Source organism: Acinetobacter sp. CIP 102637 (genome assembly GCF_000368425.1).
Classification (GTDB): domain Bacteria; phylum Pseudomonadota; class Gammaproteobacteria; order Pseudomonadales; family Moraxellaceae; genus Acinetobacter; species Acinetobacter parvus.
On sequence record NZ_KB849434.1, the window covers coordinates 130,709 to 139,517 of the forward strand.

General features: G+C 36.9%; 9 protein-coding genes. 4 read left to right on the top strand and 5 right to left on the bottom strand.

The window, feature by feature from the left end; genetic code table 11:
* Window position 1: 1 nt before the first annotated feature.
* From F967_RS01015 to F967_RS01025, 3 genes are read right to left on the bottom strand one after another with little or no spacing between them, the layout of a single operon-like run.
* Window positions 2-2,059 carry a hypothetical protein gene (locus F967_RS01015; protein ID WP_004797632.1) on the bottom strand — a complete coding sequence of 686 codons (2,058 nt, stop codon included), beginning with the start codon at window positions 2,057-2,059 and terminating at the stop codon, window positions 2-4.
* Window positions 2,056-3,993 (bottom strand): hypothetical protein, encoded by a 1,938-nt coding sequence (locus F967_RS01020; protein WP_004797635.1) that lies wholly within the window; start codon window positions 3,991-3,993, stop codon window positions 2,056-2,058. The genes F967_RS01015 and F967_RS01020 overlap by 4 nt, the downstream gene beginning before the upstream one ends.
* The gene (locus F967_RS01025) at window positions 3,990-5,417 is read right to left on the bottom strand and encodes a tyrosine-type recombinase/integrase (protein ID WP_004797637.1); all 1,428 of its coding nucleotides are present in this window, start codon (window positions 5,415-5,417) and stop codon (window positions 3,990-3,992) included. The genes F967_RS01020 and F967_RS01025 overlap by 4 nt, the downstream gene beginning before the upstream one ends.
* Before the next feature lie 497 nt (window positions 5,418-5,914).
* Here F967_RS01025 and F967_RS01035 point away from each other — a divergent pair, with 497 nt between their 5' ends.
* Window positions 5,915-6,298, top strand: a complete 384-nt coding sequence (locus tag F967_RS01035; RefSeq protein WP_004797641.1) for a helix-turn-helix domain-containing protein — start codon at window positions 5,915-5,917, stop codon at window positions 6,296-6,298.
* 15 nt (window positions 6,299-6,313) lie between these two features.
* The gene (locus F967_RS01040) at window positions 6,314-6,739 is read left to right on the top strand and encodes a hypothetical protein (RefSeq protein ID WP_004797643.1); all 426 of its coding nucleotides are present in this window, start codon (window positions 6,314-6,316) and stop codon (window positions 6,737-6,739) included.
* A gap of 70 nt (window positions 6,740-6,809) precedes the next feature.
* On the opposite strand, the gene F967_RS01045 is transcribed toward F967_RS01040, so the two are convergent.
* Window positions 6,810-7,019, bottom strand: coding sequence for a helix-turn-helix domain-containing protein (locus tag F967_RS01045; RefSeq protein WP_004797645.1), 210 nt, complete (start codon window positions 7,017-7,019; stop codon window positions 6,810-6,812).
* A gap of 159 nt (window positions 7,020-7,178) precedes the next feature.
* Between F967_RS01045 and F967_RS01050 the strand changes: the two genes are divergently transcribed.
* Window positions 7,179-7,445, top strand: a complete 267-nt coding sequence (locus F967_RS01050; protein WP_004797648.1) for a hypothetical protein — start codon at window positions 7,179-7,181, stop codon at window positions 7,443-7,445.
* 97 nt (window positions 7,446-7,542) lie between these two features.
* On the top strand, window positions 7,543-8,163 hold the full coding sequence (locus F967_RS01055) for an HAD family hydrolase (RefSeq protein ID WP_004797649.1): 621 nt from the start codon (window positions 7,543-7,545) through the stop codon (window positions 8,161-8,163).
* Window positions 8,164-8,196: 33 nt separating this feature from the next.
* On the opposite strand, the gene F967_RS14415 is transcribed toward F967_RS01055, so the two are convergent.
* Window positions 8,197-8,460, bottom strand: coding sequence for a hypothetical protein (locus tag F967_RS14415; protein ID WP_004797651.1), 264 nt, complete (start codon window positions 8,458-8,460; stop codon window positions 8,197-8,199).
* Between the last annotated feature and the right edge of the window lie 349 nt (window positions 8,461-8,809).

Here is an 8,809-nt window from a genome sequence, read left to right on the forward strand (position 1 = left end):
TTTACACCTCAATATTAATCGTTTTAATTTTTTGAATCATTTTGTTTAAAGCCAAAATATCGCTGTCCATTTGCCCGTAAAGCAGACTGCTCTGTGCTTGCATATCTCGCTGCCGTTGTAGTCGCTGAACCGCTTTTTGCATTTTTTCAGCACTTGTTGCATCAAACACAGCATGGGCACAACTCAAACAACTGGTAATCGCAGTAAATGAAATTTTTTCGCAAGAATCAGGATTAGTACAAGCACCCAAAAGACTCGGTTTGTAAGCAATTTCCCCTTTTTTCATGCGCTTAATTGCTTCATCACGGTTTGGAAATACTGTGAGTAATTGCTCGCGGTCTTTTTGTAGCTGCAAATAGGTTCCTGCCCCACCAAGTAAACGGCTAGCACTATTAATTACACCATCTTCAAACTGAGCATAAGAATGCACCAAGCGCTGATATTCCAGCTCTTGAATAAATTCCTTTTGGCTATCACTGGCTAAAATATTCGGGGCAAATACTGCGTTTTCTCGGTAATATAAAGTCATCGCTTCGGTTAAATGCTTATATTGAACGGATAAAGCACCTAAACCAATAACACCTGAACGCGCACCATACACAGCTAATGAGCGCCTAAATTGATGGGTACAGATATTCCAGTATTCACCTAGTTGACAGTCCTTTTCTTCACGCCAATTGCGAAAACCATCAAAGGCTTCCAGTTCAGCCAAGTCACTTTCACAGATGCGCAACTCATCACCAAGTAATGCCGAAATATGGTTCAAGTACTCGTTAAAATTGGACTGTGTTCTAGTCGGAGCACCTGAAAAATTGGAAATAAAATCCGTTTCATTTTCAATATTTCGATTATTTTTATGCCGATGTTTTTGTGAATATCGTGTTGGAAATAAGGGATATTCACGAGGGTTAGAAAAATCGTAATGCGGATTAAATAAAGCGTAGATTTCACCAATACTTTGTGCTGCATGTACCCCAAACTGAATATCTTCAAACGTAATCCAATACGTCGATTTATTTCCACCACCATGCAACTTGGAGGTATAACCCATGACAACATGCACAAGATGCTCATTACTTTGAACAGTTTGATAGCAGTCATAAGACAGTTGATTCACCTCATTGTCCCGCATTCCTGTAAACAAGTGAATCCACAGCTTAGCCATACCTTGAATCAAGGTGATATAGCGAGTCAAATTGGCATGTTTGCGAATCTGATTATTTTTAAAAAGTGCAGTTAAACCAAGTAAATCACGAGCATCGGCAAAACTTATTGCTTTTTTATAATCTTTAAACTCACGTGGCATACGTGCAAAAGACGGCTCTTGTTGAATGCGCTTAAACCACTGATGTAAAGCAGGTGCATAATGATTAAACTCATTCAATTTCTCTGCTAACCCATTAATTAAACTTATATAAATACGAGATGGAATCAACTTGGTTTGCGGACCTACTTTGCTCGACTGCAAGCGTATTTGTGCAGCGAGCCTTGCTAAATGCTCAATCGGTTGATATGTATTAAAAGCTGGAATTAATAACGGGTACTGCTGCTGTAAGGCAAAACAATCAGTTAAAAATGCTTTGATGTGATTAGCTCTTTGGTAACTGATGCCAGCATAAGCATCTTGTACTTTCGCAATATAGGCTGCATCACTAAATAATTGTGTCAAGGTGCAACCATTGCGGTAAGCAATTGCAGCAAACTGTCGCAAGACAAGATGGCGTTGCTCAACACTTTTAATAATCGACTTACCTGTTTTGATGTAGAGCAACGCAAAAATAATTTTTTTCATTTCAGCACGTATTTGACAGAAGAGAAAATCATTCTCACGCGCATTTTTCAACCAACTTTTAAAATTTAATTTACAGTGACACTTCGGTAGATACGGTGAAAAGTCCCAAACATCATCGACAAATTTAGACAGTGTTGCTCCATTTGACATACGGGATAAAATAAAGCTTGTGGGAACACTCAGCTGATTATTCTGTAAGTTGTACTCATCAGGTAAAAACAGTTCAGCAATACCCAATGAATACAAATATGAATTAAATGAACTCATACGATCCATCCCAAATCAAGTAATAATTCAAAATGATTAAGCCAATAGGCATCTAAATCACCACTTTCTACTTCTTCTTGAATTAAAAAAATACGGTCACGCAGACTTTCATAACTATTTGATAAATCATTAAGTACTTCATCAATTCGATGTAAAACTACACCGAATTGTGACTCCCATTTAATCAAATCCGTGGCTTTTTGTTTGATGTAACCCAATAAGCTTTTTAATGACAAAAGTTTACGGACATCTTCATCATCGGCATGAACTGCATAATGCTGACAAAAAAGACAGTGTTCAAATTGCTGACAATTGGGTGTTGGAGCTTGGTCAGTAAAACCTAAATCTTTTTCAGGCTGTGGAGCTGCTGCAATGCATGCACCGACAGGCAAGGTTTGAACATCAACAGCCTCATCTAGTGTTTGCACCGCAATACGTTCAACCGTTCGTGTTTTCGCAACGGCAACATCCCGCAACTCATGAAAGAATTGAGAAATTTGCTGAGCTGCATCTTTGAATGACGTACGTGCATAATTATTTTTTGCCGTATCGAGTGAGTGACCCATGACTTCAGCTTCAAGCAGTAGATCACCATCGCTAAACTCAACAGTTTGACTGCTTTTATGCTTACGCCACTGTTGCGGTGTAATCCAGAGTATTTGAGGGAAAATGCGTTGTAAAAAGTTTCTGAGTAATTGCAACCTAGCACTTCCAATCGGCACAAGACTTTGAATTTCATTACGTTGTGGAAAGACAAAATGACAGGTTTCATCTTGGATATACCATGCTCGAAGTTCTAAAATTTGTCTAAAAATAGGTTCAAATTTCACCCCAAACTCAGGCTGAACTTCTTTCCCACCAGCACGGCTTTTTGTGCCCGAAAATCTCCGTCCCTGAGTTGAAGGTAGGATTTTCATCGTATCCAGTTGTAACTGCTGAGCTGTATCTAAATTAGCTCCCGTTTGTGCAATAAACAACAACATACCAATGCAAAGACCATAGGAGGCGAGTCGCTCTCGCTCAGTATGTCGTTCATCTTTATTACGCTCTTCAAGCTTACGAATCGCTTGATTACGATTTTCACGTAAGCGCTTTCGATGTTCACTATCCTCAGCAAGCCCGAAATCCACCAACATTTTTGAGAAATCTGGAATAGCTGAATATTTAGATAAATAGCTGTGCATATCAAACTGAATATGTTGTTTTTCAGTTTGATGATGAAAACCAGAATAAAAATAAAAGTTCTCTTCATCCACCGATTGAAAATGTGCTGGAAAACTCCCTTCTTGCACCACGATACGATGGATTTCAAGAAAAATATTTAACAAAGTGGCATATGTCTTTTGATGATCCTCCTGTGCAATTGGTAAAACAGGAACGTCATAACGCTGTGACTGAACTTGCATTGCTTGACTAACAATATCAATTTCATGACAGTCAAATACATATGCTATTAGCTTTGCTGCATTACGCTGATATTGCTTTGCTGTATGCGCAGCCAAGTTATCGTCATCAGTGTCAGTAAGAAGAGTCCGATCCACTAAATGTTTACTGTAACGACGATACGCATCGATCACACTGTCCTTATTGGATAAATCAAAATTTTTCTTTTGCTGATCAATCCAGTCCAAAAATATTTTGATGATGGAATAGAACAACCCTTTTGATAGGTCCGATCCATCCATTTGCAGTAGATAATCGGTAAAACATTTTAAAAAATAGCGTCTTTTTTCATCAAAAGAAGCAGCAAGCTCATGGTCGGATATATCGGAAGAACATGCTCTTTTAGCAAAAAAGAATGTACCAATATCTAAAGTTCTAAAAGAAAATGAGGCCGTTTTATCTTTCAGCACGAGTATTAGGCGCTCATGCTCAGTAATCTGCTTATGAGTATCAGTGATATGTACAAACAATGGAGTACGAATAAAATTCATGACAGATCTCCTATTGAATTAACAGAAGACATCACATACTTCATTAAACTTGATTCATACTCATGCTGAATTTTACTGCGCCATTGCAAGCGTGATTTATAGTTCAAGTACTGTAAAGTGGTACTGATATTGCGATGACCCATGCGAGCTTGCACATATTCGACAGCGGTCATCGCCGAGTGTCCTTCGGGCAGGTGCTGTAATTGGCTTTCCAGTAGATTCATCCCAAAACTGGCACGTAAGTCATGAAATTTAAAGCTTGGAAATTGCGGATCAATCAAGCGAATTTCAGGCAATAACACACCTTTTAAATAGCTGCGTACCGCTTCGCCTTCATAGAGCTTAAGCCTAGCCCTAGATGAGTCAGAAGCTTTAATCCTCTCGGTCAGCTCTTGCTGCTCTACTTTACTTGTATAAAATGGTGTCCCTAATTTTGTGAGAAACACATAGTTTTCATCCGATTCGCCATAGTTTGACTTCTGTCTACGCTGACTCGCTTGCTCACTATTGATATAAATTTTAAGATCTTGCGCCAACCAATGCGGAATTAGCAGCGTCATTGGCTTTTGAAATTTGCTATCAATGCCTGTCCCTGCCCCAACAGGCAGACGGATAAAACCCTGACTATCAGGTTCACGACCAATTAAGTTTTTGATTCGTAAAGTACAAATCGTTTGTAAACGAGCACCTGTAAACAATGCAAGATAAAACATCAACTGATATTCTCGTGATGATTTTTGCAGTGCTTTCAATATGACTGCTTGCGATTCAACACTGAGTGGACTTAATTCGCCACCATCGACAATCGCTTCAGAATTTGGGGCTTTGGCTGGAACGTGAATCGCAAGATCATGCGACTTAATTGCCATTTTTCGACGTGCGCCAAACTCATTGTCTACCGCAATATATTTGTAGACATCTTGAAATGGCAGTCCGTAGCGTTGATGATCAACCAAATCTTCTGTGACAAGAAATCGATAAAAATTTACCACTGCATTAATTCGACCACGTGCAGAACTGGCTGAAATTAGGCCTGCATTCGCTTGCTCAATCAAACGAGTACGATATTTAAAAATCGCATTCGACTGTTTTAGTTTGTGGAATTTCAAACAGTCCAGCTGTTCATCTTCAAGAAACCGCTGAAAATCAACCAATTGATTCGCAATCGAAGCAAATGTTTTAAAATCATACTGCACTGTTTGTTGTAGTCTTTTCAGTAAATACAGATTAAAAATTTCTGACGGACAACCGTCTCCCTGAATAATCACAGGGAATTCAAGGTACGCATCACCATAATTTTCAAACTCGGCATCATTGAAACAATGGTTTGCCTTAGCCAACCTCAATAATTGAAATTTTTTGATGGTCACAACTTTAGCTTTCGACTGGTAACGTGACTGACCATTTTTAAGTTTAGTGCTCATTTTGAGCCTCCTGTTTATTAAAAAACAGGCAAAAAGTGATCTTGAGATAGGATTGACAAAAATGTCCCTATTCATCAAAATACAAATGTCTGATCAGCAATGAAGACATTCATAAGAGCTCATGTTCCCGCATGAGCTTTTATACTTTTTGCCAAATGAAAATAATGACTTTTAAAATTTAGCCCACAGCATCTATCTCTTTTGTAGCATTTTTTGATTTATACTTGACAAATCATTCAAATAGCCTTGGATTTTAAGTTCTCTCATAATCAGTACTGAAGACTGTGCATCAAGACTTCTTAAATGATCTGAACAATATCGTTGATAAGCCTCACGAATTTCAGGATTCGGTAGCCGAACCAAGAATGGCTTTCCTTTCATATCGTTTACCCTTGCGTGTTAGTTCATGATTATCTCGAGCGTGTTACACTATGTAAGTATCGCTAACAAATTAATATTAATCGTTTGATTAATTTAAATCAATAGGATTTATCCAAATGAATAAGATTTTTTTAACAGAAGAACGTAATAGGTTGAATTTAAAAGCAAAAGATGTAGCTGAATTTGTTGGTGTAGCAATTCCTACACAGTCTAATTATGAAAATGGCAAACGCTCTCCAGATGCAGAGTATCTTGCTAAACTTACGGAATTAGGCTTTGATATTAATTACGTTTTAACAGGAAAAAGAGAGTCTTTAAGTCTGACAACACAAGAAAAAATGCTGATTGAATTATTTCGGCAAGCATCAGAAACTGTACAAAGACATATCTTGGCAGGTTTATTAACTCAAAATACTCCAGAACCACCTAAGGGTAATATTGTTACGATCGGTGACTCCAATACTGGGAATGTTGCAGGAAGAGATATTACTCTTAAATAAATAGCTAGGATTCTTATGACAAATAATTCTGTTTCTGTCGGTCATTCGAATACAGGCAATGTATGTGGTGGCAATTTAACAATTAATCACTCATTACCATGTAAAAATGGTGATGGGATGCTTTCTTATGAAGACTATCAGAGATTTCCTTATTGTAATCAATGTATCTCATCATTCCGTAATCAGACATTTTTTCGCTATCAAAAACATGCTATCGCAATTTGTTGGGTAATCTTTACCTTAGTAATCGGTGGATTCTATTTCATTATGGGACGTTTACCAAATTTTGCGGGTATTATGTTTCAGAAACATAATTTAATGGAGCCTTTGATCCCATTAATGTCAACATTAATTTTATGTCTTGTAATTTTTTGTCTAGGTAGAGCTTATGCTAGATTTTTAGCAAAAAAATATATCAATCAAAACTTCAGCTATCACTAACATAAAACTTTGCTCACTCTAGATTATTTTTAAATTTATCAATAAATTATGGACCACTTAGTTCCCTGCTTTACGAGTCTTCGCTGTATTCAAATAAATCTTGCATATTACAATTAAAATATTTACACAAGGTATCAGCGACTGAAAGTTCAATTCGTACTGCACGATCATAGTAAAGACTTGTTAGCGTATTACGATTGATACCAGTCGCTTGAGCTACCTCACTTAGCTTTAAAATTTTTCGCTCACCCATCAAAGTTGACAACCTACATCTAATCATAACAACCTTTAAATTAAAAAATTAACCTACAGAAGGTTAATTTAACTTGATAAATAACTTTTACCATGATAATTTAACCTGCAGCAGGTTATACTGTTCTATTAAAAACAAATTAGCCATTCTAAGTTTTATTATATAGTTTTTTAAGGAAGTTCAGCTATGAATAACTACTTTTCACCAAAATTCTCTGTTTCAGAAGAAGTTCGCTCGACTGCTGTTGTGATAATCAAAGAGTTTAATATTGATCGTACATTTGATTTAGCTTTATTTCTGAATGTTAACCCCAACTTAAATGACCAAGATGCGACTTTAGCCTGGGTGAATTATTTTGAAAAAAATCAACATGATCTCAGTGACTTCAATCATGTTAGACGCCACTTTATGAAGAATTTTCCTAAAATCATGTTTGCAGATTTCAGTGAATAAAATAATCAAAGGGAGATATCAAATATCTCCCTTAATTTTTTAGCAATGCTCTTATGGTAATCTCAACAAAAAGTAAAATTTAATTGGTTGTAAAAATATGGAATCATTTATAAAAGCAGGCCATATTGAGCCATCGGTCATTGTTTTTGACGTATTTGGCACACTTGTAAAAATAGGGGAAAGACGTTCCTCATATAGAAAATTAATGAAATGGCTTAAGGAAAATGGGCGACAGCCAAAACCTGATGATGCCAAATTTATTATGTCCCACAATTTAAATTTGGCAGAGCTTGCAAAGCGATTAGCGGTAAATATTTCAGAGCAATTTCTGCAAGAAATTGAGCATGATTTAGACGAAGAATTAAGATCTCTCGTTCTGTACGAAGATACACTATCAACTTTGGAAGAATTAAAGAAATTAGGATTCAGATTGGCATTATGCTCAAATTTAGCTATGCCATATGGAAAAATTGTTTCTTCATTATTACCGCCCCTTGATGCTTATGCTTGGAGTTATGAAGTGGCGGCAATTAAACCTGAGTCGAAAATATATCAATCACTCATTGAGCAACTAGGTTGCCAATCTTCAGAGGTGCTATTTGTTGGGGATACAGCACTTGCAGATTTTACAGGACCGACAGCATTTGGTATGTCTGCTAGATTGATCAATCGTAAAAATGGTCAAACATTGGCAGAGGTTTTAAACGACATACTTTAACAACGTCATGGACGTCCCCCTAGTAGTGAATACTCACAGCTCCTCATCTTTCCATTTTTTAAAATCTGCAATTCGTTCATCAAGCTCCAGAACCCATGTTGGTTTTATATGTGGCACATCTGGACGCTCAACACCTTGATGGTCAAAAAACTTATACACCATTGCCGCCAACTTGATAAACGCCTGTTCAAACGTATCTGCCCAAACATCTAAACGATAATCATGATAATGTTCTTGGTATAATTTACCACCATCTTCTAATTTATTGAGATGTGAGCCAGTCTCTAAATAAATCACTAATTTCCCATCATCTTCATATACACCGTGATAAACATTTTGGCAATGTCCCCATGTATTCCAGTGCCATGATGGTAAGTCGCCAGTAACCGTCCAAAAGGCTGGGTGTGTATCAATAAAACGATAGGCAGTTAAAAAGTCCGTTGGATTTGTGAGATATACTTGCTCATTTTCAAAGGCAGTCTGTAAAGCAGATTGTAAATGCTCAAATTTATTTTGATCGATATAGGAAAACTAATGTGGTTCCGTTAATTAGACCACTCAATTCAGTTTTATAAGTGATAAATCCGCTCTAAATATTTAAATTATGCTGCCATTACTTTTAGTAAATGTTGATCATAAAATTCAT

Bases quoted from the DNA above. Each gene is read 5' to 3' on its own strand.
- F967_RS01025 (WP_004797637.1), bottom strand. From the start codon at position 5,417: ATGAGCACTAAACTTAAAAATGGTCAGTCACGTTACCAGTCGAAAGCT.
- F967_RS01045 (WP_004797645.1), bottom strand. From the start codon at position 7,019: ATGATTAGATGTAGGTTGTCAACTTTGATGGGTGAGCGAAAAATTTTA.
- F967_RS01050 (WP_004797648.1), top strand. From the start codon at position 7,179: ATGAATAACTACTTTTCACCAAAATTCTCTGTTTCAGAAGAAGTTCGC.
- F967_RS01055 (WP_004797649.1), top strand. From the start codon at position 7,543: ATGGAATCATTTATAAAAGCAGGCCATATTGAGCCATCGGTCATTGTT.
- F967_RS01020 (WP_004797635.1), bottom strand. From the start codon at position 3,993: ATGAATTTTATTCGTACTCCATTGTTTGTACATATCACTGATACTCAT.
- F967_RS01040 (WP_004797643.1), top strand. From the start codon at position 6,314: ATGACAAATAATTCTGTTTCTGTCGGTCATTCGAATACAGGCAATGTA.
- F967_RS01015 (WP_004797632.1), bottom strand. From the start codon at position 2,059: ATGAGTTCATTTAATTCATATTTGTATTCATTGGGTATTGCTGAACTG.
- F967_RS01035 (WP_004797641.1), top strand. From the start codon at position 5,915: ATGAATAAGATTTTTTTAACAGAAGAACGTAATAGGTTGAATTTAAAA.